Genomic DNA, 25,509 nt, shown 5'->3' on the forward strand with positions numbered 1-25,509 from the left:
AAAACATATCTATGTTAAAAAGTATAATAGACAGGCCTGTACTGGCCACAGTAATATCTACGGTACTGGTTATTTTGGGTATCCTTGGTTTAACAAGGTTATCTGTAACTAGGTTCCCGGACATTTCGCCGCCTACGGTTATGGTAAGCGGCTCGTATCCGGGAGGTAACAGCGAAACGGTTATCCGTTCGGTGGTTACACCACTCGAAGAGCAAATTAATGGTGTAGAGAATATGCAATACATAAAATCTACTGCTAGTAACGACGGTTCGTTTTCTATAAGCGTAATATTTAAGCAGGGTGTAGACCCGGACCAGGCCGCAGTAAACGTACAAAACCGCGTGCAGCAGGCCACACCAAAACTCCCACAGGAGGTTGTTCGCATGGGACTCACCACCAGCAAGCTGCAAAACAGTATGATTGTTATCTTTAACCTATATACAGAAGATAATGAAAAGTATGATGAGCTTTTTCTGCAAAACTATGCCAACATAAACCTTGTGCCGCAAATTAAGCGTGTACCGGGTGTAGGGCAGGCACAGATTTTTGGTGCGAAAGATTATTCAATGCGTATTTGGCTCGATCCAAGAAAAATGGCCAATGCCGGATTAGTTCCGTCAGATATTACCACTGCCATTGCCGACCAAAGCCTTGAATCGGCTCCCGGCAAGCTGGGAGAAGAGTCTGATGCGGCGTTAGAGTATGTAATCCGCTACAAGGGTAAAAAGAACAAGCCCGAACAGTATTCAGATATTGTGGTTAAGAACGACGCGGGCAACCTGCTGCGTCTTAAAGACGTAGCACGTGTAGAGTTTGGCTCAATCTCTTACAGTGGTGATAACAAGTCTAACGGATTAAATGCCGTTACTATAGCCATATTACAAACTTCCGGCTCTAATGCAAATGATATTGAGATAGGTGTAAACCAGGAAATTGAAAGGCTTTCAAAATCATTCCCTCCGGGTATTAAATACACAGGCGTTATGAGTACCAAAGAACGCCTTGATGAGGCTACGGGCCAGGTAAAATCTACCCTGATAGAGGCATTTCTTTTAGTATTCATAGTAGTTTATTTGTTCCTACAGGACTGGCGCTCTACCATAATCCCGGCTATTGCAGTGCCGGTAGCCATTGTGGGTACGTTTTTCTTCCTTCTTGTATTTGGGTTTACCATAAACATACTTACGCTGTTTGCATTAGTTTTGGCCATTGGTATTGTAGTAGACGACGCCATTGTGGTAGTTGAAGCCGTACACAGTAAAATGGAGGAAGATGCCGGGCTTACACCAAAAGAAGCTACCCACAGTGCCATGTCTGAAATTACGGGGGCGGTAATATCTATTACCCTTGTAATGTCGGCGGTATTTATCCCAATTGGTTTTATGACGGGTTCGTCAGGTATATTCTATAAGCAGTTTGCCTACACCCTTGCCATAGCTATTGTAATTTCGGCGGTTAACGCGCTTACGCTTACACCTGCGCTGTGTGCCATATTGCTTAAAAACACACATGCCCACGGGCATAACAATAGTCATACTAAAAAAAGTTTTAAGCAACGATTCTTTACAGGGTTCAATACCTCATTCAATAACCTTACGGGTAGGTATATAAAAGGTGTACGCTTCCTTATAAACAGGAAATGGATAGCCACTGGGTTTGTTTTGGGCATTACAGCATTGGCAGTGTTCAGTATGGCATCTACGCCAAAAAGCTTTGTGCCGCTGGAAGATGATGGTTTTATGATTTACAGTCTTTCTATGCCACCCGGTACTGCACTTGACAGGACTACACAGGTTGTAAAAAAGATACAAAAGCAGCTTGAGGGTGTTGAGGCTATAGATAACAACACCAGCATTACAGGTTTCAACATTTTAAGCAACAGTGCCAGCCCTGCCTATGCCATGGGCTTCATAAAATTAAAACCAAAAAAAGAGCGCGGCGCGGTAAAAGATATTGAACAAATATTAGGCATAGTGAGCGGTAAACTTGCTACCATTAAAGAAGGCCAGATTATGGCGCTGCGTATGCCTCCGGTAGAAGGTTTTGGTGTAACCAGCGGTGCAGAGATTGTACTACAGGACAGGACAGCCAAAGACCCTGCGGTATTAAAGGCTATGGCAGACAGGGTTATAGGCCAAATTATGCAACAGCCGGGCGTGCAATATGCCTATACTACCTTCAGGGCAGATTACCCGCAATTGGAGCTCGAGGTAGACGAAGATAAGGCCAAACAAATGGGGGTTAGCATACGTGAGTTGCTAAACAACATACAAACCTATTTTGCCGGAGACCAGTCGTCTGACTTTACACGCTTTGGTAAATTTTACAGGGTAAATGTGAAAGCCGATGGCATTTTCAGGATAGATGAAGATGCTTTTAATGAAATCTTTGTTAGAAATGCCGATATGCAAATGGTTCCTGTACGCTCGTTAGTTACGCTTAAAAAAGTATACGGGCCGGAATCGGTAAACCGCTATAACCTGTATAACTCGGTTAGTATAACAGCGGTTGCATTGCCGGGTTACAGCAGCGGAGATATTATGCAGAGCATTGAAACAGTTATGAATAATCTTCCGTCTGACTATAGTTATGAGTGGACAGGGCTTAGCCTTGAAGAAAAAGCTGCCGGTAACCAGACTGTAGCCATCTTTGGCCTTTGCCTGTTGTTTGTGTTCTTTTTGCTGGCAGCACAATATGAAAGCTACCTGTTGCCGCTGGCTGTACTGCTGTCTATACCTACAGGTGTATTAGGTGCTTTCCTGGGTATAAAAGCAGTAGGCTTAGACAACAACATATACGTTCAGGTGGGATTGATTATGCTCGTGGGGCTACTGGCTAAAAATGCAATACTTATTGTAGAGTTTGCCGTGCAACGAAGGCAGGCAGGACTGCCATTAATAGAATCGGCCATAGAAGGTGCACGTTCAAGGTTAAGGCCCATTATCATGACCTCACTGGTCTTTATAGTAGGTATGTTGCCACTTATGTTTGCATCGGGTGGTACGGCAATAGGTAACAGGTCTATAAGTGTAAGTGCCGCTGTGGGTATGTTTAGCGGTGTGGTACTGGGCATATTTGTTATCCCAATATTGTATATACTGTTCCAGTACCTGCAGGAAAAGATATCCGGACAGCCTAAAACGGTTAATTCAACAATACAAGAATAATGAAATCAACATATTATTTAGCATTTGCAGCAGCTTTATGCCTGTCATCATGTGTAGTAGGAAAAAAATACCAGCGGGAGGAATTAAATGCTCCTGCTGCGTTCAGGGAAGATTTTACACTTACCGGAGACAGCATTGCAATGCCCTGGAAAGAGTTTTATAAAGACCCTAAGCTACAGGAACTTATAGATAAAGCCCTGACAAAAAACTTTGAGGTAGCTACAGCGCTTAAAACTATGGAACAACTGGACCTGAATTATAAACAGGCTAAGTTGTCTATATTACCATCATTAGATTTAAACGTTAGTGCTAACAGGGCGTGGCAGTCTAAAACATCACTTAATGGCTCATTAAGTGAGCAGTTTACAGGGCAGGAATATCTTGATGATTATACCATTAACCTGCCACTTTCGTGGGAAGCCGATATATGGGGCAAGGTGGCATTACGCAAGCGCGATACCCGTGCCGCATATTTTGCGCAGAAAGAAAATCTTTCCGCATTAAAAACAAGGATTATTGTACAGGTAGCACAAGCATACTACAACCTTCTTGGTTTAGACGAGCAACTTAAGATAGCAGAGAAGAATATTGAACTAACCGACAGCACCTTAAAAATGATGCGCCTGCAGTACAATTCTGGTACTATAAGTTCGCTGGCGGTAGACCAAACCGAGGCACAAAAGAAAACGGCAGAGTTACTGCTGCCACAAGCCAAAGCTAATATTGCCGTTCAGGAAAACACATTGCAGATTTTATGTGGCGAGTATCCGGATAAGGTTGAAAGAGCAGGCAGTTTAGACAACAATACTATTGAGGCTAAATTTCCGGCAGGCGTACCGGCGTCCTTGCTCAGCCGTCGCCCTGATGTAAAGGCTGCCGAGTATCAGGTAATGTCTGCCGCGGCAAAGGCAGGGCTGGCTAAAGCGGCTATGTACCCGTCGCTCACTTTAACACCGTCTGTAGGGGCCAACACTTTTGAATTTGAAAAGTGGTTTGATTTTCCCGGCTCTATAACCAAGACTATAGCAGCAGGTTTAGTGCAGCCCTTATTCAGGAAGAAAGAATTAAGCACAGCTTATAAAGTAGCACAAATTGAACAGGAAAAAGCAATTATTGCTTTTAAGCAATCGTATACAACTGCCGTGGGCGAGGTTTCAGATGCTATGTCTAAATTAAAATATGCACAGGAAAGGCAGGATTTGGTAGTGCAAAAAACGGCTTCGCTTGATAAAGCGGTTAAAGATGCTAATTTACTTTATGGCAACGGCATGGCCGATTATCTTGAAGTGATTACAGCGCAAAACAGTGCCCTGCAAAACGACCTGGAAGCCATAAATATTAAGCTTGAACAGGTAAATGCAATGGTAGAACTTTATCGGGCCTTGGGCGGTGGTATTAATTAGTTGTTTGTTATTCCATCCTTAAACATAAACCGTTTGGGGATGGAATTTATTTTAATATGATATATGATAAATGATTCTAACAGGGAAAAAATAAAAGATGCTGCGATCAATTTAGTTCTTACTCAGGGAATATTTCATCCATCTACGGCAGAAATAACTGTTACAGCCGGAGTGAGCCGCACTTTATTGCATTACTATTTTAAAGATAAAAAAGAAATAGAAGAGTTGGTTTGCCAACATGCCATGGGGCTTTACAGACTTAAAACGCAACAGCTTTTTATTACAGAGATTGGAATGCGGGAAAGAATAAGTGAATTTTCTGAAACTGCATTTGCCTTTGCTGCCAGCTATCCGTTTCTGGATATCTTTATAATAACTGCTTCAGGAAACAACACCGAAATTCAACATTTTTTAACTGAACAAAACTTTAAAATTCAAGCCTTTATTAAAGAACTTGATATGTTTTTTGAAGAGAATAGTTTACACGACCTTACAGCAGAACATTTTTTAATTCAATTATTGTCTGTTATTAATCTTCCTCTCGATGTAATTTTTCAGAGCATATATCTATGCGAAAATGGTCAAAGAAATTTATGTACGGCTAAACAGTATAAGATAGTTTTAAAAGAACTGATAGCAAACATACTGTCAAAATTTACTGTATGATACGTTTAAAAGAAAAGCAGATTTTTATATTGAGAGAATCCCTGCTTTCTGTTTTTTTATGGATATGCGGGTATGTTTTCTATGTTATAATGACCTACAGTGCAATTGAAAGTGAATATCTTTCATCTATAGGAATTAATATAAAAAATTATATCATCTGGCTTTTAGGGCTTGCTATTTTTATAGGCTTGTTTATTGGTGTAGTCGTAAATCTATTGCACTTTTTTGTATATAAACATATACTGTTTAAAAAGTCAATATTTGTTTCAATACTTGTACATATTGTTGTCTTTGTATGTCTTTGTATCATTTCGGTTTATCTTGTAGGGAATAGTTTTTTACAACAATATTTTAGAAATCATCACTTAATACCCAAACAGGATAATTCAGTTATTTGGGTTATTACCTTTATATTATATTCGGTTGTTTTACACGCAATAATCGATTTTTTTCTCATGTTCAGGAAAAAAGTAGGCAAAAGTTTTTTTAAACAAATTTTTAATGGGCTTTACATTAATCCAATAGTGGAGTACAGGATTTTTATGTTTTTAGATATGACATCATCTACAACACTGGCAGAGCGCTCAGGGCATATATTATACAGCAGACTCATTCAGGATTGTTTTGCAGACCTTAATGATGTAATGCTAAACCATGATGCAGAAGTATATCAATATGTAGGCGATGAGGCAGTGATTACCTGGAAAATAGAGAAAAAATTTGACCGTCAAAACTGTTTGAAGCTCTACTTTGATTTTAGTGCCGTGCTAATAAATAAAAAAGAATACTATTTAAAGAACTATGGTGTGATTCCGCAATTTAAAGCATCTATAAATGAAGGAAAAGTTGTTGTGGCAGAGATAGGTCTTACAAAAACAGAAATAGCATATCATGGCGAGGCTTTACATATTGGTTCGAGGGTTTTGAATTTATGCAACAGCCTTAAAGCTGAATTACTTGTAACAGGAACTTTTTTTAGAAGTTTAAATTCTTTACATTATAACTATACAGTAATAAAAAATATTGATTTACGTGGTATAGAAAACAGCACTGACTTGTACAAAATACATTACAAGAATCCTTAAAAAAGTATTATTTTTTATTTTTCTCCGAAACTTTTAGTATTGATCCCCAAAATATTGATAAATAGATTTTTATGGATATAAAAAAAGAGACAACTATTAAATAATTGTCTCCTTAAGTGGCTGTCAGGGATCACAGTCGAACACCTTGTGACTATTCTAACTTTACTCAATTCATTTAAAGATGTGTAACATTTTGATTTAAAAAGCTTTATGTTTATTAAATAAATACTCATACTGTTAAATATCATATCAATTACATTTTTATATGACTCATCTTAATTACTGTAAAAATCAGTGTTTAAATTGTGCATATTGAAATGTGCGGGATTCTATTGAACACATATTGATAAGCCATGAATTGAGTTCCATACTTAGCCTAAAATATATAGTATATGTTTTAATTTTTTAAATTAAAGATCACGAACTGAGAGATTACCTGTAGCTACTTAACTAAATTCAATCTATCAAATAGCAACTCCATATTTAAAGTTTCTATCTTTTTGGTGTTGAAGCTTGATGAGCGTCGTAGTATGACATGATATATGTTTCCAATTCATTAAAGTTATTAAATTGTCTTGTAAAACCTTCTTTGTTCATAATTCCACCATATTCATCGCTAACTTAGCTGCCTTTTTTGCCGTTTTCGTGGTGGGAAATAATCTTATTGAATTAGAAGTGTTTAAGCAACTTAATTTGTGCTTATAATAGGAAATTTTAAGTTATTTTTGAATTATAAAATGGCCACAGTAGTTTGGCAATCTTTTAGAAAACCAGTTGTCGAAAGAAAATGAATGAAATATTTCAAACATTTAAGCCAAAGGACTCAATTATAAAAAAGTATGTTGATTATTATTATTTGGACATAAAACCAAATAATATAAATAACGAATTTCAATGCTTTCCACATTTTAATAATACCATTTCACTATACAAATCTCATCTTAGATTAAAAGACGGAGAAATAAAATTTGAAGAAACTGCAAAGCCATTTCAGATTTTCACACCAATTCGGAAAAAAGTTCTAAATGTCAAGCAATTGGGAAATGTTTACAGAATTGTTATTGTATTTCATCCTTTGGGAATTCAACAATTTTATGAAAATTTAGATTTTTCAGATTACATAATCGTTTATGATTTCTTTACTCAAAATGAATTAGAGGAAATTTTTTCAACTATAGAGCCAAATATTCTCACAAATTTATTGTACAGTTTCTTGAAAAAAAGATTTAAAAAATTTGAAAATATTATTCTTGAAAAATGCATAAAATATATTTTTGATCCCAATGAAAACTTTTCAGTTTCAGAAATTTCAAGCGAAATCGGAATCAGCCGACAACATCTAAATCGTGTTTTTCGAACCCATTTAGGAGTTTCTGTCAAAAAATTTCACGAGATTATACTATTCAGAAAAATGATGAATAAAAAACTGTTTGAAAACTCTAGAGAAAATTTTACGGAGCTAGCGTACGAATTCAATTTCAACGATCAATCCCATTTCAATAAAAGTTACAAAAATCTAACCGAAAATTCACCTAAAAATTTCTTTAATAAAGGCACTGTTTTAGGCGAAGAAGATACTTTTTGGCATTTACAGTCTTAACTTGTAATGTTCCATTTTTACAAGTTTTTGTAATTTGTTGTTTTTAGATTTGCCTCATAAAATAAAAATTTATGAGATATTGTTTTGTATTTGTGTTCACTTTCTTTGGTCTTATTGCAAAAGCTCAAGAAAACTATTCAACTTTAACTAGAGAAGCTTTGGAAACAATGTGGAAATCCAAAGATGAAACGGGTTACAAAATCGCTTTAGATATGTACGAAGAAGTATTTAAAATTTATCCTGACAGCATTGATGGAACAGGATTATACAAGGCTTCTGTTCTTGCTTCGGAATTAAAAGACTACGATAAAGCTTTTAAATATCTTACACCGCTTGCGGCAATGAAAACCGATGAAGATGGTTATCCGGGTTGGAGTTACATTGTGGGAAATTCTTCGGAAAGCGAATACAAAAATTTACTTTCCGATCCAAGATGGAGTCTATTAAAACAAAAAGCGATTAAAGATAAATCAATATTTTACTCAGAGTTACAAGAAAAAGAAAATGAATTTTTCAGCACTAATCAAATTGATTTAAAAAGAATTGAAAATTCGAGAATTTTGTATAAAGAAATAAAGAATTTCAATCCTTACAAAACAAAAAAAGAGCGTGATTATTCTATAGCTTTCAAAGTAAACGACAGTACAAAGACTTCCTTTTTCATTCACTTGCCCAAAAATTACAATCCTGTAAAAAAATATTCTCTACTCTTTTTTCTTCACGGAGCAGTAAAAAATAATGCTTTGGTTGATTATCAACTTGCCGATTGGAATTTAGGCGGTTGGAATAGATACTACACAAAATATGCTGAACTAAATGATGTGATTTTGGTTTTCCCAAGAGGAAGCGAGAAATACAACTGGTTGACACCCGATGACGGTTTTTTTATGGTTCCAGAAATGCTTAAATTAATCAAAAAAGCAATCAATATAGATGATAATAGAGTATTTGTTTCAGGACATTCCAATGGTGCAACAGGTTCGTTCTCATATCTAATGAAACAACCTGAACAATTTGCAGGATTTTATGGTTTTAATACATATCCTAAAGTTTTTACAGGTGGTACTTTTGTTGAAAATATTAAAAATTGTTCTTTCATCAACTTTTCAACGGACGAAGATTATTATTATCCGCCAAATGCAAATGATGATTTTACGAAGTTGATGAACGGAATGAATGCAGACTACAAAGAATACCGCTATTATGGATTTCCGCATTGGTTTCCTGAATTTGATGAGTCTGAACCTGCATACAAAATCCTTTTTCAAGATTTGATGAGCCGAAAAAGGAATCCTTTTCCAAAAGAAATATCTTGGGAATTTGACGATGAAAAATACAGCACCATTAACTGGCTTTCAAATATAAAATTGGATACTTTAAGTCCAAATGCAAATTGGCACAAAGAATCGAACTTTAAAATCATAAAATGGTTAGAATTTAAAAATAAGGAAAGTGATGATTTAATAGAGGTAGATGTAAATAAAAATGCTTTCGATTTCCCTAGAAAATCGGGAAAGATAAAAGCACAATACAGCAATAATATTTTCAGAATAGAGACCTCCAAAATTGGAACATTTTCAATTAATATTTCGCCCGAAATGATCAACCCAAAAAAGAAAGTAAAAGTTTACATAAATGGAAAATTGTATGTCAACAAAAAAGTGAAATATAATCGTGAATTTATGTTTCAATCCTTTGAAAATAGTAGAGATCGAGAACAAGTTTGGATAAACGAAATTGAACTAAAAATATAAAAACTAACCCTGAAAGAAGTTGTTGTTGGTAAACATTTCTATCTTTCCTGTTGAGGCTATAAACAAAAATTCCCTCTGGTTAAAGAGGGAATTTTAAACCCATTATTTAAGATAAAATCATTCTGGGGTGAATGTAAAAATATTCTTCTACAATTAAGTGTTTTTCTTATTTATTTAAAAGCTTTTCCAAATAAGCTACCTTATCTTTTTCTGCCTGCAACAATTTTTCATATAGTTTTTCCTTTTCCTCAAAAAGTGAGATAATTTTATCTAAAGGGTTAATTGTACACAGATAGTTATTATTGTTAGAACTGCTATCTTGAAAAGTATTATTTATAATATTAAACACAGCTTCTTCCGAGAAATGCCTAATTGCCTCGACAGTTACTCCAAGTACATTTGCCACTTTGATAAGTTTTTCATCTTCAATCATCTCACTATTTTCAATATTAGAAACAGATTGTTGGCTTATACCTAAAGCAATGCTTCCTGTTTCATATCGCGTATGGTATTATAATGTACAGTTTCTTTGCAGGTTAGCTTCGGCAAAATGCAAGGGATTTATGAAAGTGCTGCAACCGCTATGTAATTTTTTCAAAGCCGTCCAGAGTGATGGCCGCATCAGTGTAAACCATATAGGGGGTTACGCTGCGCTGCTTGATTACAGGGCGAGGCACAGCATGCAAAATCCGGTACGCACTTTCAGCCATGAAATTATGGCATTGGCAAAAATTACTTCAAACTTCACCTACTATAAATGCATCCGTGAACTCTCAGAGTACGGGTACATCAATTACACACCGTCATATAAGAAAACGAAGGCAAGCAGGATTTACTTTTTAGAAGGGTAAACCGCTGCTAAATCATGTATAATTACAAATGAAGGAGGATATGGACAAGCAAGTAACAAAAGATGATTTGAGGCAGTTTGGGCTACTGATTATCGGTGAGGTCAGGAAATTAATGCAATCGAATGCGGGGGAAAAACACGATTTACATCCTGAATGGCTTAAAAGCCGTGTGGTGCGTAAGCTATTGGATATGTCGGCAGGTTCCTTACAGAACCTGAGGATAACCGGCAAGGTGCGGTTTAAAAAGGTATTGGGTTCTTATTATTACAGCAAGGCTGATATCATGGGGTTGTTTAACGATAAAGAACCGGGTTATGGAACTACATGAATTTCAGCATTACATCAGGTTCTTTGAGAGGGATGCCGGACTTAATGTCTGGCATTTTGCTTTGCTCAGTGCGATACTGCATTTGGGGTACAGGCAGAAGCAATCAAAGTTCATCAAGGTCAGCCGTAGTAAGATTATGGCGCTTTCACATATAAAGACTTTACCAACGTACCATAAATACTTTAAGGAGCTTCAGGTTATGGGGTATATACGGTATACGCCTTGCTATCATCCGGGATACAGAAGTGAGGTGGAGTTATTGTTCAAAAATAGATGACACTTAATAAAAAAACTCGCACCAGTGGTGCGAGTCTTTTCAATTAAGTTTGAGTTTCAAAAACCTCATGATTGCTATGAGAAGTACACACTGCTGTTACATGGTTGGTCGTATTTTTAACCATTTAGAATTTACTTTTTTGCTTATCTTTAATTATTACCTCTCACTTTATTAAGTAAATCATGAGGATAACCCAAAGAAACGGCACTTATCATATCAAGTCTGGATATATGGTCAGGCGATAACTTCAGTAAAGTAGCGTTAAGTACCTCTTTGAAGTGATGAATGCTTCGGGCACCAATCATAGGAAAAGCTCTTTTTGATATGACCCATGCTAAAGCAATTTCAGTTGGAGTACTATCCAATTCTTTCGCTATTACTAGTAGCTCATCAATAATGTTCTTAGTAGTGCTATCTTCTTTATAATCTACTTCGGATATACGATTTAGCCTTCCTGTTTCTCCACTACGATACTTTGCAGTTAAAACTCCTCCACCAAGAGGTGAATACATCATAGTACCCAAACCAAATTCATGGGCCATTGGCAAGATTTCCCTCTCAGTAGTCCTCTGAATAAGGCTATATTCAGCCTGAATGGCATGAAGTTTAATTTTACTACTAATGGCAGCTGCTTTCCAAGATGGGAAATTTGTCAACCCCGTATATAGAATTTTCCCTGATTTAACTAAGTCTTCAAGACCTCTTGCGATCTCATCCAATGGAGTTACTCCATCATCAAAATGAGGCATGTAAATATCAATATAATCCGTGTTCAATCTTTTAAGACTTGCTTCAATAGCTTGTCGCATGGCTTTACGATGATTACCGTAATTGCTTATTGCAGGTACTGCGTTGCTACTTTGTGTATACTTCGTACAAATAATATAATCATTGCGCCTGTTCCCAATAAACTTCCCAATTATTTCTTCCGATTGACCAAGTTGATAACGATCAGAAGTATCTAAAAAATTACCTCCAGTATCTGTGTAAGCGGAAAGTATCGCTATAGCGTCTTCTTCATTTGTTCCATATCCGCTTCTCATTCCAAAATTTGCAGTTCCAAGTATCAACTCGCTTGCATAAATGCCCGTATTTGATCCAAATAATTTATTTTCCATACCTTTAGTTTTATAAAAAACAAAATTATTGAGCTGCGTTCGTGCACACAAGTACGGATAAATTTATCCGTATAAAAAAGATTTAATAGACCCACATAAGTAATTCAAAATGTATAAAAAGAAAATTCCCGTTTCACTTGATTGTGGTCTTAACCTGTTCATCGAAGTTATTACCGGAAAATGGAAATTAGCTTTAATATGGAGTATACACTCCGGCATTAAAAGGCCTGGTGAACTTCAACGAAAGATAAATAAAGCTTCTAGGCGTGTTCTTGATGTACAACTGCGAGAATTAATATTTCATGGAATCATTTCCAAACATGTTTATGATGAGCGCCCTTTTAAAGTTGAGTACAGTTTAACGCCATTGGGTCAAACATTAATTCCTGTTATCAAATCAACTGCAAAATGGGGAGAAGAACATCGTGAGGAACTCGAGAAACTCATTTTACGACAATAAGAAATTTGTGAGGTGCTAATTAGTAAAACAGTATGGATATATCCAGGAATATTGATAATCAAAAATATAAGCTGGTTACTTTTCACAATCCATTTTCCTTTCGCATCATACTTAAGAATGCGGGAGTGATGCCCAGATAACTGGCAATGTGTTTTTGTGCTATGCGTTTTTCAAGTCCTGGGTAGCGTTTACGGAAGTCCAGATAACGTTCTTCGGCTGATTTGTAAAGATGGGAGGTTATGCGCCGCTCGTAAAGTTCAAAACCATTTTGAGTAAGAATGCGGAAAAAACGTTCAAACTTTGGGTTAGCCTGGAACAAATTTTCCAACTGTGATAATGAAGTATAATAGACCTCGCTGTCTTCCATCGCCTGAATGGCATTTGCAGAGGGCTTCTCTTTATAAAAACTTACAATATCGCACACCCACCAGTTTTCAGGATAAAAGCCAATGTTGTGCTCATCGCCATTTGTATCAGCAAAGAACATACGAAGGCTACCGCGTTTTACAAAGTAAATGTAGCGGTCGATTTCTCCGGGATGCAACAGCCAGGTGCGCTTATCCACTTTTTTAAACTCAAAGAAAGAAAGCGCCCGCTCCTGTTCATCAGGGGCAAGCGCTATATGTAATGCAAAATTGTTTAAGATAAGCTGGTGCATATACAAATATAAGTATTACAGTACAAACGGGCGTGTCATATATAGCTTAAGGTTGGAAAGAGCCGTCAACCTTAACTGCTCAGCTATGTCGCGATAAGCATCGCTTGTGGCAACGGTTACAAATGCTTTAGCACTCGGATACTCTACAATCAGGATAGCATCCCATTCCTCGCCCTCGTCAGCCACTACGCTTGCTAATACATTACCGATGAGATTCACTTTGGCTTCCAAACCTAATATTTCCATGACACGATGAAATGCAGGCAGGTATTCTTCAATATAAAGGCGACGATCAGCAAACTTTAGCATGTTTAGCATTTGTACCGGTTCAGTGCCTTGCACATTTTCCGGTATGGTTACGACTGTCATATTAAAAGAAGCCTACTATGCGGGTAATACGGTTTTGTTCATCAAACTCAAAATAATCCCTGCCTTCTATAGGATAACCTTCGGGACGTATGGCAAGCCAACGGAAAGTGCCACTGTTGTGGTGGGTAACGGGTTCAGCCAATATCTTAAAAGTCCGTGGTCCCATTTGTTCGTAAGAACCGACAATAAGATCAGTAATCGCATCACGTCCGGTAATGGTGTCGGTTAGCTTATCTGTGTATGTCCCTTCAGGAGACCAGCATTGGTCAATCTTTTCCCGAACGGCTTCACGGTCAGTTTCATTCCACGCACTCGTGTAGATGAGAATGATTTCTTCTATGTTTTTTGTATTTTCCATAGCCCAAAGGTCGCCCGCTCTATCTAAAAAAAAGTTCAACTAGTTGAAGGTTTTAGAAAAATACTGCGTGTCAAAATTAAAAACTCGCACCACTGGTGCGAGTTTTTAATTTATGATTGAATTTGTCGCGTCAGTGATGCGACAAATTCAGCATTTTGATTACATTTTGCTCACAATTGTTGCAACACTGCGGCGACAATTACGTATCTATGTTAAAATGATATTCGAGAATGCTACTTTTCAGTTTCAACGGCTAATCCAATAACATGATGAACCAAAAAGGCTTCAATCAAAGACAAAGCATAATCCCGATCAATTGGTAACATTTCAGGCCTTAAAACTTCATAAATGTATTTTTCTGCATCCCATAGTTCACGAACTAGTACTGGTCTCGCTGGCTCAATCCTATCTAAAACATTCTCAAAAACAAGATTAGCTGTTTCGATAAATTCTTGCCAATCCTCTTTTTCCAGAGGCAATGATGAAATTTTTTCGGCAGATGTGCTTGATATAGAGTTACGTGGTTCCCACTCAATTTCTGTATCCTTAGTCTTTGGACAACCGATAGTCATCATAAAAAACGTCTTGCTGCCATTCTAAAAATCCTTCTTCAAAGATTTGCAATTTAAATTCATCGTCAAGCTTTACTTCATTTTCGGTTTCAATACGCAAGACATATTCATCCCAATCCCTCACTTCAAGCTTGTCCATGTTCGTATACAGTAGAATTGACAACTCGATTTTGGCCGGCGAGGCGTTTGTGAAGTCCGTCCATTTTTCAAGCCCGCATAATTTAGCAATGATATGCTGGGCATTCATTAGGGTGAATTTTTCTTCGTCAATGTTGAAGTCATTTACAAGCAGGTCAAACTTAAAAAATTTAGGATCATAGTTGTAATCATTGCGACGCAATTCCTGATTGAACGATGAAGTTTGGGTTTTAAAATCTCTGTGAAGATTTTTTGCCTGAAGTTTTAAATACTCAATAGGTTTCATAATACATTCCTGTTTTAAACCTACTTAGTTATCCTGGAGTATTTGCGTTCGTAATCTTGTTTGGATAATAAGCAGGTAGGTTAGCATTATTAAACTATTGGCTGATAAAATCTTTGCACGAACGGGCTAGCTTGCCAACAAGCATTTGCAATTTTAAAAATAAAAATTTTATTGTCCAAATTATGTTTAAACAATTTCTAAAGTTGGATGTACATCAATGACATAAAAAAAACGTCACCATTTTGGTAACGTTTTTGGTTTTAATCTTGATCTATGCCCAGATCATCTTCTTCAAAAATATCGCTGAACTTTTGCTGCAGCAGTTCCTTGTCAGGAAGTTGCGTGCGATATTCAGCAACCATTGTCGGGGAAAGACTCCTGCTTAACACATATTCAACTACCAGATTATCCTTATCTTTACAAAGCAAGATACCAATACTCGGGTTTTCATGTTCTTTCTTTACGTCCCTGTCCAGTGCTTCAAGATAGAAATTGAGCTGACCGATATGCTCCGGTTTGAATTTACCCGCTTTTAACTCAAAGGCAACCAAGCATTGCAAACCACGATGATAAAACAATAAGTCAATGTGAAAATCACTGTTCCCGACCATTAGTTTATATTCTTCGCCGATAAAAATAAAATCTCTGCCTAATTCCAGGATGAAATCCTTCATGCGGTTGAGCAATCCTTTTTGCAGTTCGCTTTCACTATGCTGCTCAGGCAGATTAAGGAAATCAAAAACGTAGCTGTCCTTAAAAACTTTTTGGATATCTGTTTTAGAATTTTTAGGCATAACGGATTTAGGATTTTCATCTCAAGGGTTTCCAGAAAGAAGTTTACCGTTCGCGCATCCTCTTTGTTACCGGTTGCTCGTTCTTTGGACTGATCCCATCGGGTGGCATCCCACCGGCAGCGGGTAGAGGTTTCTTTTGGTACTCCGTCAACAGTAATCCTAAGATAGATTAACCTGTCGTTTGTCTCTTTTCGTGGGGTCTTCAGGAAGAAGGTTAACCCATAACTTGTTGCTAACATAATTCAACATTTTAAAAATTAATAAATGTCGAATTATAGTGCTTTCAAATCAAGTCGTTAAATAGTTTTATCGGTTGATAATCAAAAACTTAAATCCATTTTTGTGGCAATTTTTTTTCAATCTGAAATTGCCACAGATATGCCACAAAAACTTTGTGGATTTTTGAAAATTTTGATAGTGCAGGGATAAAAATAAAAAAACATGCAAAGCCGTAACTTGCATGTTTTCATTGTTTTAATGTACTTTATAATGATATAAAGCTGAGTTGTGGTGGGCGATGAGGGGTTCGAACCCCCGACCCCCTCGGTGTAAACGAGGTGCTCTGAACCAGCTGAGCTAATCGCCCCAATCTTGCAACCGTTGTAACTACTTCCGTATTGCGAGTGCAAATATACTATGTTTTTTTATATCTGCAAGTAACTTAAGTAAAAAAATTATTTCTTTTTTATATTCTTTAAAATAGCCTTATCATCACCGTTAATAACTTCTATGTTAATAGGTTCATTATTAACTGTTTTTCCCTCTATTATATATAATTTACCACCTTTTTCCGGCTTATTGCTGTTAGAAAAATCAACACTGCCGTAGTGAAGTGTATTGTCAACATCTTTTTGTGTTACCCAATTCTCTTTAAGGGTATGCTGGGCTTCTTTAGATATTACAAGACCTTTAATTCTTATATTTTTTAAAACCCTGCAGTTGGGCAGGTAACAAAACTCGGCTCCCTTAGCACCTAATATATAGTACAAAAAGAATCCGCCAATCATAAAGCCAAAAAGATAATAGGCCAAACGGTATTTAAATTGCATTGATATTTTTTTAGCAAATTTAAGTAAAAGTATGGGTTAAATTAAAAAGCCCAAAGACTAAATCTTCGGGCCAGGTTATAAAGGTAGTGGATGCTTACTTTTAAAAGTGTCTGAACAGACAGTTAAAGCGAGTGCAAATATATAATTTTTATTTTCAAACACATTAATAATTAGTGGTTTAATTTAATTTATATACTTGGGTCGTACTGTAGACTTATATATTATTGCATGATTTATATTAAATAAAAATGCCGGAAAATTACTTCCGGCATTTATAATGATAATCTTTAAAAGATCAATTATTTTAAGGTAAATGAGTTATTTGCCACCAATACACCTTTATCAAAAACATTTACAGTATATAATCCTTTGGCAAAGTCTTCGCCTTTTACAGTTTGGCTTATATCCATGGTTTTGTTTTCATAAGTAGCATTTGTAATAAAGCTGTAAGTAAGTGACTGATCGCCGAATGCCTCGGTTTTTTTCTCGCCAATTACATTGTTCTTAGGGTCAATAACCTGTACATAGTATTGTTTATCTCCCGCTTGGGCTACCTCATTAGCAGCAATAGTAAAGCTAATTTTAATTACGTCTACGCGTCTTGCTTTTTCGGTTGCAACAAGTTTACCAGAACTTCTTTCTTTAAAAGACTGTGCTTTAAGGTTAAGCAGTGTAAGCTTTTGTGCCTTTTCTACCGTTTTGCTCAAGTTGTCATTTTTAGTGGCAAGTGTGTCAATGTACTTTTTAGACTCATCCAAAGCAGTCATTGTACTGTCGCGCTGTGTTGTCAAGGTAGCATTCTCATCTTTAAGTTTTTTTACCTCAGCAATCAATGCATCATGCTCACGCTTAAGTTTTCTGTAGTCGTTTTTAAAATGGGCTAACGATGCCGCATTGTCTTCTGCTTTTTTTACTTTTTCTAACAGTTCAACAATTTTAGCACGCTCAGCCTCAAGGTCTCCTTTAAGTCCTGTGTTTTCTGCAATGGCTGCATCATAGCTTTCTTTGGCAGCTTCAAGGTCTTTAATAAGCTTGTCTTTTTCAGATACGTATGTCTGCTCTTTTTTCTCGCTATCAGTACTCATTTTATACATGTAGGCAAGGCTGCCCACAAGCAAAATAGCTAATACTATTATGATTGCTTTTAAACTCGAATTGCTTTTTTGTTGTTCCATCTTTAAATTATTTTTTCTCAAAAATATGTATATTTTAGTACGATTTTTCCTTTTTAACGAAAAATTAAAGAAAAACAGTATTTTTGACTATATTAAAAATCTATGGAAAATATAATACGATTTACCGATACAGATGTAGTAAAATACACCGCATACCGTAGTGGTGAGATTAAGTTTGGCGAGCGGGTACAAACCATTCCTGCCAACGAACCTGTATTTGAATATATAAAAAATTGTGATGCCGAATTTGTACTCTTGGGCATCCCTGAAGATATTGGCATCAGGGCTAATTATGGCAGGCAGGGAGCATCTTATGCATGGGAAAGTACATTGAAGAGCATTCTTAATTTGCAGCATAATAAATTTTGTAAAGGGGGAAGGGTACTTATCCTTGGGCAAATAAATGTTTTAGAATTACAGGGTAAAGCCCAAACTTTAGATCCTTATAATAAAGAAGGCAGAAAAGAACTTTCTGCACTTGTAGAAAAATTAGATAAGGATGTATCTTATGTGGTATGCCAAATTATCAAAGCAGGAAAAATACCAATAATAATAGGAGGGGGGCACAATAATGCTTACGGTAATATTAAGGGTACGTCTTTAGCTAAGGGTAGACCCGTAAATGCCATTAATTATGATGCTCATGCCGATTTCAGGATGCTGGAAGGAAGGCATGGGGGCAATGGTTTTAGTTATGCTTTTGAAGAAGGCTTCCTTAAAAACTATTTTATTTTTGGGCTACATGAAAATTACACCTCTAAAGGTGTCATGGAGACCATAAAAAAGCATTCAGACAGGATTCGATTTAATACTTACGAACAGATTGCTATACGCAAGGAAAAGCATTTTAGTGAAGAAATGGCTCTTGCTACCGGGTTTGTAGGGGATGACCCCTTTGGACTTGAAATAGACCTTGATGCTTTGCCTAATGTTGCAAGTAGTAATATTACCAATACAGGTTTTAGTATTGAGCGGGCAAGGCAGTTTATTCATTATTTCGGGAGCCAGAAAAATGTGGCTTACATGCATATTTGCGAAGGCGCACCCTCACTCGACCATGATACTAAGAACCACCTTACCGGAAAACTTATTGCCTATTTGATAACCGATTTTATGAAAGCTAAAGACATTAAGGTTTAACAGCTTTTTTGAAGCATCACTATGACGTTTTATTCTAACCAAAAAGAAACCTTTTCTAAAGAGCTTAAACAGCTTACTGCCCGTTACAATATTATTGGCACAATAAGGTTTATTGTAGCGTTTGCTTTTTTTATCTTAGTATATTATAAGCTTACCTCTTCATCCAATTTTTATTTAACTGTTGCGATGATTGCATGTGTAGCCGTTTTTTTAATTTTAATAAAATTTCACACGGCAATTTCCAAAAAGAAAATAAGGGCTGCAGCATTGGTAAATATCAATGAAAATGAACTGGATTATCTTGAAGCTAAAAGTATTTCTTTTGAAGATGGGGCTGAATTTGCAGATTATAAACATCCTTATGTGCACGACCTTGATATTTTTGGATCGCGTTCTCTTTTTCATAATCTAAACCGTACCGAAACATATAAAGGGAAAGAAAGACTTGCTGCTCTATTAAAAAATATATTGCCGCAACCCGATATTATTCTAAATCAGGAAGCGATAAAAGAACTGGCATCTAAACCAGAATGGCGTCAGGAAATAATGGCATGTGGTAAAACAAATAAAGATAGTGCACAGTCATATAATAAACTATTGGGTTGGATAGAAGGTAAAGTAACCTCTCTATCTCAATTATCCGCTATAATTGCTTATGCTTCGCCCGTGGTTTTGTTGAGTTGTCTTACAGGATATTTTATTACTGATAACAGCGTGTTACTAAGTATCACTTCTTATTTGCTGTTGTTTAATATAATATTCATGCTAAGGTACACTAGGATCATTAAAAACGAAATAACTTATACAGGAGAAATTCATGATATTATTTACCGTTACGGACAAATAATTGAACAGATAGAACAGCAGCATTTTGAATCGAAGAAGCTTATTGCTATACAAGATCAACTTACAGCCAATAACCAAAAAGCAAGCAGCCATATTAAAAAGCTTGCATTGCTGTTTTCCCGCATGGATATTGTCAACAATTTATTTGGGGCGCTATTGCTTAACAGTGTTTTCCTCTTTCATTATCATACGCTAAAGTCGTTGGTGGGCTGGAAACAAAAACACGCTCATGATCTTCCTGTATGGCTTAATGCAATTGCAGAAGTTGAAGCCTTAAACAGTCTTGCCAATTTTTATTATAATAATCCTGATTTTTGTTTTCCTGAATTAAATACAGACTTTAAAATATCTTTTACAGATCTTGGTCATCCGCTTATCAAAAAAGATAAGAGAGTAGGCAATAGTATAAATTTCGATCCTGCATTTACAATACTCACAGGATCAAACATGTCGGGTAAAAGTACTTTTTTACGAAGTTTAGGCATCAATATGGTATTGTCGGGCATTGGGTCGGTGGTTTGTGCTGCAAATGCTATTGTACATCCGTTGCCTGTTTTAGTGTCTATGAGATTGTCTGATTCGCTTTCTGACAGTGAATCATACTTTTTTGCAGAGATAAAACGTCTACGCGAAATTATGGATGCGTTAAAGGGAGGAAGAGCTTTTGTATTGCTTGATGAGATATTGAGAGGTACAAATTCTGACGATAAACGAACAGGAACTATTAAGGTTGTAAAGCGCATGATAGGCTTAAATGCCATTGGTGCGATTGCCACCCACGATATTGAGGTTTGTAACACCTCATTAGAATATCCTGAAATCCTTATAAATCGCTGTTTTGAGGTACAAATTGTAGACAACGAGCTTTATTTTGATTACTGTCTGCGCAACGGAATTTGCCGGAATAAAAGCGCAACCTTTATTATGGAAAAAATGGGGGTAGTTTAGTTTAAAGATGCTTATACAACTCCTAAAATAATCTTAATAAATGCAATTCTGATTAATGTAGTTATTACATTTACCAATGTAGCAGTTTTTTAGTAATAAATTGACTGTTGTTTTAAAAAAGAATACGATTTTTTGGAGGGTTCGATAATTTGGAAAGCCACAATAGCAATTGCCGTTGTGGCTTCTGTTTTAATAATAAGATTATTTCTTGATAAATTTTAAGCTTTGGTTATTTGTGGTTTTAATTAAGTATGCACCTTTTGCTAATGCAGATATATCTACAGAGTTGGTCGTTGTGGCCTTAGAAAAATCCTGAACTTTTTGACCTATAGTGTTGTATATACTTCCGCTGACCGGATTATTGCTTTCAAAATAAATAGCACTTGTTGCCGGATTAGGATAAACAACCGGTTTATTGAAATCCTGTCCATTGGCACTCATAGTATCAGCATTTATTTTAGTTAAAAACGGATAGCTATAGAACATATCCGCTTCGTGTGTAATATTACCAAAACTAATACTGCTATTTGCAATGCCTGATGTATATATACTGCCTGTTGGGCTTATTGTTACTGCATCAGCCCGGTTATATCCTGTACCACCAACACTTATGGCATTAAGTAAATTGCCTTGGGAGCTATATTTTAATACTAATGCATTTCTTGAACTCCATTCCTGCTGACTTGTAGTTATTGCATCTGTCCAGTGTACAGTGCCGCCCGTTTGACCTGCAAAATAAACATTTCCCTGTACATCAAGAGCTAAAAAATTTCGTTTACCCTGGGTGGCTGCTCCATCTCCCGGTACTTCGCGAACCCATTGGTATTCTCCAACAGCACTTAGCCTGGCGAGAAAAAAATCTTCTGCAAATACAGATGGCCCTTGCGAAGAAATATTGTCAAAATCATAATCATCGAATAGGTACGAACTAAAATAAACCTCATTTGGGCTCCTGGCAATAATGTGTGGCTCCGGGCATGTAATGTCAGGCAGGTTTTTAACCCATTGTGTTACACCTTCAGATGAATATTTTACCGCATAAATGTTATAATCATTTATTATTTCTGTGGGAGTGCCATTAAACACAGTTAGGGCATTGGCGCATGCACCCGATGCATAAATATTACCAGCATTATCTACTGCTACCGATGTAATTCTTGCTGCCCCTGTTTGGCTTATTGTTAAAAGTGCATTCCCATCTGTGTCATATTTTGTAATGTAACTGTTCCTGTAATTATCATAACCTATATATATGTTATCCTGTGTGTCAAAAGCTATAGATCGGGCATCGGCTACATTATTAAATTCTGATTCTGAAGTAAATAGTCTATGCTGCCATATCAGGTTACCGCTTGGGTCAAATTTTATCAAGGCAAAACGCATATCAGTAATTTCTGTTATATCTCCTATAATATTAACGTTACCAATATTAATTTGGTTGTAAAATCCTAAGATCATAACTACATTGCCCTGCGAGTCGGCGGCAATGCTGTATGCACCTGCATCTCCGGTAATGGTTTTATTAAAAATTTCCTCTCCTGCACTGTTGTATTTAATATAGAAAAGAGTTCCCAATTGCTCGGTTTGAGGCATGGGGTTTTCTTTTAACCCAACTATATACACATTGCCATCTGGGTCGCTCGTAGTAGGGTAGCCTGTGTAAGAGGTATTAAGATCAATATTTATAAGCGGTGTTTTGAGCCATTCAAAACTTTGGGCATTACTGCACATTATAGCGAGCAGGGCCACTATACACGTAATTTTTTTCATAAGCTTTTTTATAGTAAAAATAAAACAGGTTAATGTTTTATGAAGCTGAAAATGTGTATAGTGCGTTAATTGTTTAGAATTTGCAGACTACTGTCGAGAATATGGTTAACTTAATCATTCGTTTTTTTAATACCTCCAAAACTGGTCTTTAAAAGATTACGAATTTGCAGTTGGGTTTTATACCTAAACGCATTTTTCCAGTCTTCAAGGTTAAAAATATGAATTTTGTCGGCATTAGGGTTAATGGCAAAAGCAATGCGCGCAATAGAATATTTATATGGTTTTAACTCATTCATTGCTGTGCGGGTGGGCACAACAATAAGGATCGTTTCCCATTGCATATAATTTTCAGGAAGGTCTGTTTCTTCTATGCCAATAGCTTTAAAAAATGCTTTTATTTTTTCACTATTAAGCGTATCTATTTTTTTGTCGATATTGTTTAGTTTACCAAGTAATAAGGTCTCGTTTTTAATAGTATGCATAAATAAATGGCGCTGAAAGTTAAAACATAAAAATAATATTTAAATTTTCAGAATGTTTATTTTATACGCATAGAATGGTTCTAAATTTGTTGTTAGCAAAAGGTTTAAAAATTAAAATTGCGTATAACAAAATTTTCCTGTTAAATTTTGTTATACGCAATTTGGTTTATAAGAGTAGTATTTATTTTACGGCTTCTACTTTATAGCCTTTTTTGCGCAATAGTTTTATAACACCATCGTCGCCCGCAAGGTGTGCAGCACCAACACCAAAAAATGTTGGGTTTTGTTTTGCAACGGCTTCAATTTTTGGAATCCAGTTTTTATTACGGTTAACAAGCATTACATCGCTATGCTGAGACATAAGTTTGTTGTCTGATTTATTCATAAAATCAAGCAATACATTAAGGTCTTTTTTATTGTATATAGCAAGCAGTTCGGTCATTTCCTTTTTGTCGCTTGCCAAATTATCTTTTGCCGATTTTACAAGTTCATCCATTTGCTCTTTATACGGAATGGCACCAAAAGCATTGAGTTGCTCTGCAATGGTTTCAAGCCCGTAGATTTCTTCATTTTGTTTTTTGGCTACTTCCATAAGTGCCTGTTCATAAGACTGCACCGGGCAATCCAACATTTTAGGATATAAAAGCGCACTAACCATAGATGGCATGAAACTGCCTATCAAATCGGCAGACATACCCACGTTATCCTGTAAAAACTTATTTACCAATGCATAATCTTCGGGCGTGGCTAAAGATTTCATGGTCGTACCATTTTTCATCATTACACCGGCCATCATTTCGGTTTGCATGTTGGGGTCGTCCATATCGAGCTCAAGATACAGTTGGTTCGTAGCATCAAAAGCGGCAAGTATGTTCTTATCCAGAGTGGCATCGCAGGTAATATGTACAGTGCCATAAATATATGACGGTTTACTGAGTCCGTTACCCGAAATTTTCCAAAGCAGTCCGTTATCAAGTTTTTGAGCTTGTGTGCCTAAAAAGGCTAAAAGGCTGAGAGATATAAACAGTAGTTTTTTCATGTTACAGGTCTATTTTTTTAAGTTCTTCGTAATTTTTGTAAAGGCGTTTAACCAGCAGTCCATAAACCAGTTTATAGAACAGCCATATAAGCAGTGCCAATATAGAAAGGCTGGCAACGCAAAAGAATATCATAAACAAATAGAAAGTCATTTTTTGACCGTTTGCATCCAGTTTGTGTAAAAGGTCAATCATTGCTGTATTAGTATTAAACATAACCAATACAATAATTATAGTGCTTATTACTGCATAAGCTATCATTACATAAATATATAACGACACTGCTTTTCTTGTCTTAAGTATATTTTGCATCAGTTCCTTAACACTGTCTGTAGCACTGATCTTTTTGTAGCGCATATAAAATACATACATAAAATACAGTATAATACCATAGTTTACAACAGTCATTGGTACAGTAACATATTCCAGATCATGCAGGTTTATGTTCTTGGTTCCGGGTTCTTTTAAAACAAGCGAAAGCAGTAACCAAAATGCAAATTCTATTATACTTATTATAAGTATCCATTTTACTATAGAAGAAGATTTTTTATGCAGCATGGCATAAATATCCTTTTCAGAAAACTGAGGATATGCATTTTCGTCCTTTTTCCAGGCGTTTTTTAATTTATCTAATTCGTCCATAGTTTTCCATTACGGATTTAATATTTTTTTCAGTTTTCCTTTTATCCTGTTCATTTTTACACGGGCGTTAACTTCGCTAATACCCAGTGTTTCGGCAATTTCATTATAGTCTTTATCTTCAAGATACATAAACACTAATGCCTTTTCTATATCATTAAGCTGCTGCACTCCCTGATAGAGCAGTTTTATATGCTCTTCTTCTTCATAATTATATTCGTCCTGATTTATTTTGTGCAGCGAAGTATCAAATTCTACCGTATTTACGGTGCGGGTCTTTTTGCGATATAATGTAATTGCAGTGTTAAGCCCTACACGATAAGCCCAGGTAGTAAACTTGGCATCACCCCTAAACTGTGGATAGGCTTTCCATAGCTGTATTGTGATTTCCTGAAAAAGGTCTTTGTGGGCATCTTCATTGTTAGTGTAGAGCCTGCAAATTTTATGTATCAGGTTTTGGTTTTCCTGAAGCTGTTGTACAAACGACCTTTCTGATGTTGAACTCATACCTGCATTAGTATATAAAACCTTGTTTATGT

General features: G+C 36.2%; 25 protein-coding genes, 1 tRNA gene and 1 pseudogene. 11 read left to right on the forward strand and 16 right to left on the reverse strand.

What is annotated here, in order from left to right; all coding sequences use genetic code 11:
- The first annotated feature begins 11 nt into the window (after positions 1-11).
- From GR160_RS03595 to GR160_RS03620, 6 genes are all read left to right on the forward strand, one after another.
- On the forward strand, positions 12-3,167 hold the full coding sequence (locus GR160_RS03595) for an efflux RND transporter permease subunit (RefSeq protein WP_160748459.1): 3,156 nt from the start codon (positions 12-14) through the stop codon (positions 3,165-3,167).
- Positions 3,167-4,570: an efflux transporter outer membrane subunit gene (locus GR160_RS03600; RefSeq protein WP_160748460.1), complete on the forward strand. Its 1,404-nt coding sequence runs from the start codon at positions 3,167-3,169 to the stop codon at positions 4,568-4,570. Before GR160_RS03595 ends, GR160_RS03600 begins: the two co-directional genes overlap by 1 nt.
- A 63-nt stretch (positions 4,571-4,633) precedes the next feature.
- Positions 4,634-5,236, forward strand: a complete 603-nt coding sequence (locus GR160_RS03605) for a TetR/AcrR family transcriptional regulator (protein WP_160748461.1) — start codon at positions 4,634-4,636, stop codon at positions 5,234-5,236.
- A 554-nt stretch (positions 5,237-5,790) separates the two neighbouring features.
- Positions 5,791-6,321, forward strand: a complete 531-nt coding sequence (locus tag GR160_RS03610) for an adenylate/guanylate cyclase domain-containing protein (protein ID WP_160748462.1) — start codon at positions 5,791-5,793, stop codon at positions 6,319-6,321.
- Between the two features lie 787 nt (positions 6,322-7,108).
- The gene (locus GR160_RS03615) at positions 7,109-7,921 is read left to right on the forward strand and encodes an AraC family transcriptional regulator (RefSeq protein WP_160748463.1); all 813 of its coding nucleotides are present in this window, start codon (positions 7,109-7,111) and stop codon (positions 7,919-7,921) included.
- Positions 7,922-7,992: 71 nt separating this feature from the next.
- The gene (locus GR160_RS03620; RefSeq protein ID WP_160748464.1) at positions 7,993-9,675 is read left to right on the forward strand and encodes an alpha/beta hydrolase-fold protein; all 1,683 of its coding nucleotides are present in this window, start codon (positions 7,993-7,995) and stop codon (positions 9,673-9,675) included.
- 166 nt (positions 9,676-9,841) lie between these two features.
- On the opposite strand, the gene GR160_RS03625 is transcribed toward GR160_RS03620, so the two are convergent.
- A complete protein-coding gene (locus tag GR160_RS03625) occupies positions 9,842-10,159 on the reverse strand; it encodes a helix-turn-helix transcriptional regulator (RefSeq protein WP_160748979.1) in 318 nt (105 codons plus the stop codon).
- On the opposite strand from GR160_RS03625, the gene GR160_RS03630 reads away from it, so the two are divergent.
- Complete coding sequence (locus tag GR160_RS03630; protein WP_370519197.1) at positions 10,158-10,526, forward strand: hypothetical protein; 369 nt, start codon at positions 10,158-10,160, stop codon at positions 10,524-10,526. The genes GR160_RS03625 and GR160_RS03630 overlap by 2 nt on opposite strands.
- Before the next feature lie 40 nt (positions 10,527-10,566).
- Positions 10,567-10,854 carry a DNA-binding protein gene (locus tag GR160_RS03635; protein WP_160748465.1) on the forward strand — a complete coding sequence of 96 codons (288 nt, stop codon included), beginning with the start codon at positions 10,567-10,569 and terminating at the stop codon, positions 10,852-10,854.
- 426 nt (positions 10,855-11,280) lie between these two features.
- Here the strand turns inward: GR160_RS03635 and GR160_RS03640 are convergent, their stop codons facing one another.
- On the reverse strand, positions 11,281-12,249 hold the full coding sequence (locus GR160_RS03640; protein WP_160748466.1) for an aldo/keto reductase: 969 nt from the start codon (positions 12,247-12,249) through the stop codon (positions 11,281-11,283).
- 109 nt (positions 12,250-12,358) lie between these two features.
- Here GR160_RS03640 and GR160_RS03645 point away from each other — a divergent pair, with 109 nt between their 5' ends.
- A complete protein-coding gene (locus GR160_RS03645) occupies positions 12,359-12,709 on the forward strand; it encodes a helix-turn-helix domain-containing protein (protein WP_160748467.1) in 351 nt (116 codons plus the stop codon).
- 82 nt (positions 12,710-12,791) lie between these two features.
- Here GR160_RS03645 and GR160_RS03650 read toward each other — a convergent pair whose 3' ends face one another.
- The 9 genes and pseudogenes from GR160_RS03650 to GR160_RS03685 form a co-directional block, all read right to left on the reverse strand.
- Positions 12,792-13,367, reverse strand: coding sequence for a Crp/Fnr family transcriptional regulator (locus GR160_RS03650; RefSeq protein ID WP_160748468.1), 576 nt, complete (start codon positions 13,365-13,367; stop codon positions 12,792-12,794).
- A 15-nt stretch (positions 13,368-13,382) separates the two neighbouring features.
- On the reverse strand, positions 13,383-13,736 hold the full coding sequence (locus tag GR160_RS03655) for a hypothetical protein (protein ID WP_160748469.1): 354 nt from the start codon (positions 13,734-13,736) through the stop codon (positions 13,383-13,385).
- Position 13,737: 1 nt separating this feature from the next.
- Entirely contained in the window at positions 13,738-14,133 is a 396-nt protein-coding gene (locus GR160_RS03660) for a nuclear transport factor 2 family protein (protein WP_160748470.1), read from the reverse strand.
- Positions 14,134-14,327: 194 nt separating this feature from the next.
- Positions 14,328-14,669 (reverse strand): hypothetical protein, encoded by a 342-nt coding sequence (locus GR160_RS19265; RefSeq protein ID WP_202390700.1) that lies wholly within the window; start codon positions 14,667-14,669, stop codon positions 14,328-14,330.
- Positions 14,641-15,090, reverse strand: a complete 450-nt coding sequence (locus GR160_RS03665; protein ID WP_160748471.1) for a hypothetical protein — start codon at positions 15,088-15,090, stop codon at positions 14,641-14,643. The genes GR160_RS19265 and GR160_RS03665 overlap by 29 nt, the downstream gene beginning before the upstream one ends.
- A 260-nt stretch (positions 15,091-15,350) precedes the next feature.
- Positions 15,351-15,863, reverse strand: a pseudogene (locus GR160_RS03670) (PDDEXK nuclease domain-containing protein); the annotation flags it as partial.
- Between the two features lie 529 nt (positions 15,864-16,392).
- Positions 16,393-16,470, reverse strand: a tRNA-Val gene (locus GR160_RS03675).
- An 88-nt stretch (positions 16,471-16,558) separates the two neighbouring features.
- On the reverse strand, positions 16,559-16,933 hold the full coding sequence (locus GR160_RS03680; protein ID WP_160748473.1) for a DUF4258 domain-containing protein: 375 nt from the start codon (positions 16,931-16,933) through the stop codon (positions 16,559-16,561).
- 299 nt (positions 16,934-17,232) lie between these two features.
- Positions 17,233-18,108, reverse strand: a complete 876-nt coding sequence (locus GR160_RS03685; RefSeq protein WP_160748474.1) for a hypothetical protein — start codon at positions 18,106-18,108, stop codon at positions 17,233-17,235.
- A gap of 102 nt (positions 18,109-18,210) precedes the next feature.
- Between GR160_RS03685 and GR160_RS03690 the strand changes: the two genes are divergently transcribed.
- Positions 18,211-19,248 (forward strand): formimidoylglutamase, encoded by a 1,038-nt coding sequence (locus GR160_RS03690; protein WP_160748475.1) that lies wholly within the window; start codon positions 18,211-18,213, stop codon positions 19,246-19,248.
- 21 nt (positions 19,249-19,269) lie between these two features.
- Positions 19,270-21,042, forward strand: a complete 1,773-nt coding sequence (locus GR160_RS03695; RefSeq protein WP_160748476.1) for a DNA mismatch repair protein — start codon at positions 19,270-19,272, stop codon at positions 21,040-21,042.
- Positions 21,043-21,243: 201 nt separating this feature from the next.
- On the opposite strand, the gene GR160_RS03700 is transcribed toward GR160_RS03695, so the two are convergent.
- From GR160_RS03700 to GR160_RS03720, 5 genes are all read right to left on the reverse strand, one after another.
- Entirely contained in the window at positions 21,244-22,812 is a 1,569-nt protein-coding gene (locus GR160_RS03700; RefSeq protein ID WP_160748477.1) for a T9SS type A sorting domain-containing protein, read from the reverse strand.
- Between the two features lie 110 nt (positions 22,813-22,922).
- On the reverse strand, positions 22,923-23,294 hold the full coding sequence (locus tag GR160_RS03705) for a hypothetical protein (protein ID WP_160748478.1): 372 nt from the start codon (positions 23,292-23,294) through the stop codon (positions 22,923-22,925).
- A 181-nt stretch (positions 23,295-23,475) separates the two neighbouring features.
- Positions 23,476-24,333 carry a TraB/GumN family protein gene (locus GR160_RS03710; protein ID WP_160748479.1) on the reverse strand — a complete coding sequence of 286 codons (858 nt, stop codon included), beginning with the start codon at positions 24,331-24,333 and terminating at the stop codon, positions 23,476-23,478.
- 1 nt (position 24,334) lies between these two features.
- On the reverse strand, positions 24,335-24,973 hold the full coding sequence (locus tag GR160_RS03715; RefSeq protein ID WP_160748480.1) for a hypothetical protein: 639 nt from the start codon (positions 24,971-24,973) through the stop codon (positions 24,335-24,337).
- A 9-nt stretch (positions 24,974-24,982) separates the two neighbouring features.
- Positions 24,983-25,477: an RNA polymerase sigma factor gene (locus GR160_RS03720; protein WP_160748481.1), complete on the reverse strand. Its 495-nt coding sequence runs from the start codon at positions 25,475-25,477 to the stop codon at positions 24,983-24,985.
- Positions 25,478-25,509: the final 32 nt, after the last annotated feature.

Source organism: Flavobacterium sp. Sd200, assembly GCF_009826935.1.
Taxonomy (GTDB): Bacteria; Bacteroidota; Bacteroidia; order Flavobacteriales; family Flavobacteriaceae; genus Flavobacterium.

Excerpts from the sequence above, each read along its gene's own strand:
- GR160_RS03595 (WP_160748459.1), top strand. The coding sequence starts at position 12 with ATGTTAAAAAGTATAATAGACAGGCCTGTACTGGCCACAGTAATATCT.
- GR160_RS03600 (WP_160748460.1), top strand. The coding sequence starts at position 3,167 with ATGAAATCAACATATTATTTAGCATTTGCAGCAGCTTTATGCCTGTCA.
- GR160_RS03605 (WP_160748461.1), top strand. The coding sequence starts at position 4,634 with ATGATAAATGATTCTAACAGGGAAAAAATAAAAGATGCTGCGATCAAT.
- GR160_RS03610 (WP_160748462.1), top strand. The coding sequence starts at position 5,791 with ATGACATCATCTACAACACTGGCAGAGCGCTCAGGGCATATATTATAC.
- GR160_RS03615 (WP_160748463.1), top strand. The coding sequence starts at position 7,109 with ATGAATGAAATATTTCAAACATTTAAGCCAAAGGACTCAATTATAAAA.
- GR160_RS03620 (WP_160748464.1), top strand. The coding sequence starts at position 7,993 with ATGAGATATTGTTTTGTATTTGTGTTCACTTTCTTTGGTCTTATTGCA.
- GR160_RS03630 (WP_370519197.1), top strand. The coding sequence starts at position 10,158 with ATGCTTCCTGTTTCATATCGCGTATGGTATTATAATGTACAGTTTCTT.
- GR160_RS03635 (WP_160748465.1), top strand. The coding sequence starts at position 10,567 with ATGGACAAGCAAGTAACAAAAGATGATTTGAGGCAGTTTGGGCTACTG.
- GR160_RS03640 (WP_160748466.1), bottom strand. The coding sequence starts at position 12,249 with ATGGAAAATAAATTATTTGGATCAAATACGGGCATTTATGCAAGCGAG.
- GR160_RS03645 (WP_160748467.1), top strand. The coding sequence starts at position 12,359 with ATGTATAAAAAGAAAATTCCCGTTTCACTTGATTGTGGTCTTAACCTG.
- GR160_RS03650 (WP_160748468.1), bottom strand. The coding sequence starts at position 13,367 with ATGCACCAGCTTATCTTAAACAATTTTGCATTACATATAGCGCTTGCC.
- GR160_RS03655 (WP_160748469.1), bottom strand. The coding sequence starts at position 13,736 with ATGACAGTCGTAACCATACCGGAAAATGTGCAAGGCACTGAACCGGTA.
- GR160_RS19265 (WP_202390700.1), bottom strand. The coding sequence starts at position 14,669 with ATGATGACTATCGGTTGTCCAAAGACTAAGGATACAGAAATTGAGTGG.
- GR160_RS03665 (WP_160748471.1), bottom strand. The coding sequence starts at position 15,090 with ATGAAACCTATTGAGTATTTAAAACTTCAGGCAAAAAATCTTCACAGA.
- GR160_RS03680 (WP_160748473.1), bottom strand. The coding sequence starts at position 16,933 with ATGCAATTTAAATACCGTTTGGCCTATTATCTTTTTGGCTTTATGATT.
- GR160_RS03685 (WP_160748474.1), bottom strand. The coding sequence starts at position 18,108 with ATGGAACAACAAAAAAGCAATTCGAGTTTAAAAGCAATCATAATAGTA.
- GR160_RS03690 (WP_160748475.1), top strand. The coding sequence starts at position 18,211 with ATGGAAAATATAATACGATTTACCGATACAGATGTAGTAAAATACACC.
- GR160_RS03695 (WP_160748476.1), top strand. The coding sequence starts at position 19,270 with ATGACGTTTTATTCTAACCAAAAAGAAACCTTTTCTAAAGAGCTTAAA.
- GR160_RS03700 (WP_160748477.1), bottom strand. The coding sequence starts at position 22,812 with ATGAAAAAAATTACGTGTATAGTGGCCCTGCTCGCTATAATGTGCAGT.
- GR160_RS03705 (WP_160748478.1), bottom strand. The coding sequence starts at position 23,294 with ATGCATACTATTAAAAACGAGACCTTATTACTTGGTAAACTAAACAAT.
- GR160_RS03710 (WP_160748479.1), bottom strand. The coding sequence starts at position 24,333 with ATGAAAAAACTACTGTTTATATCTCTCAGCCTTTTAGCCTTTTTAGGC.
- GR160_RS03715 (WP_160748480.1), bottom strand. The coding sequence starts at position 24,973 with ATGGACGAATTAGATAAATTAAAAAACGCCTGGAAAAAGGACGAAAAT.
- GR160_RS03720 (WP_160748481.1), bottom strand. The coding sequence starts at position 25,477 with ATGAGTTCAACATCAGAAAGGTCGTTTGTACAACAGCTTCAGGAAAAC.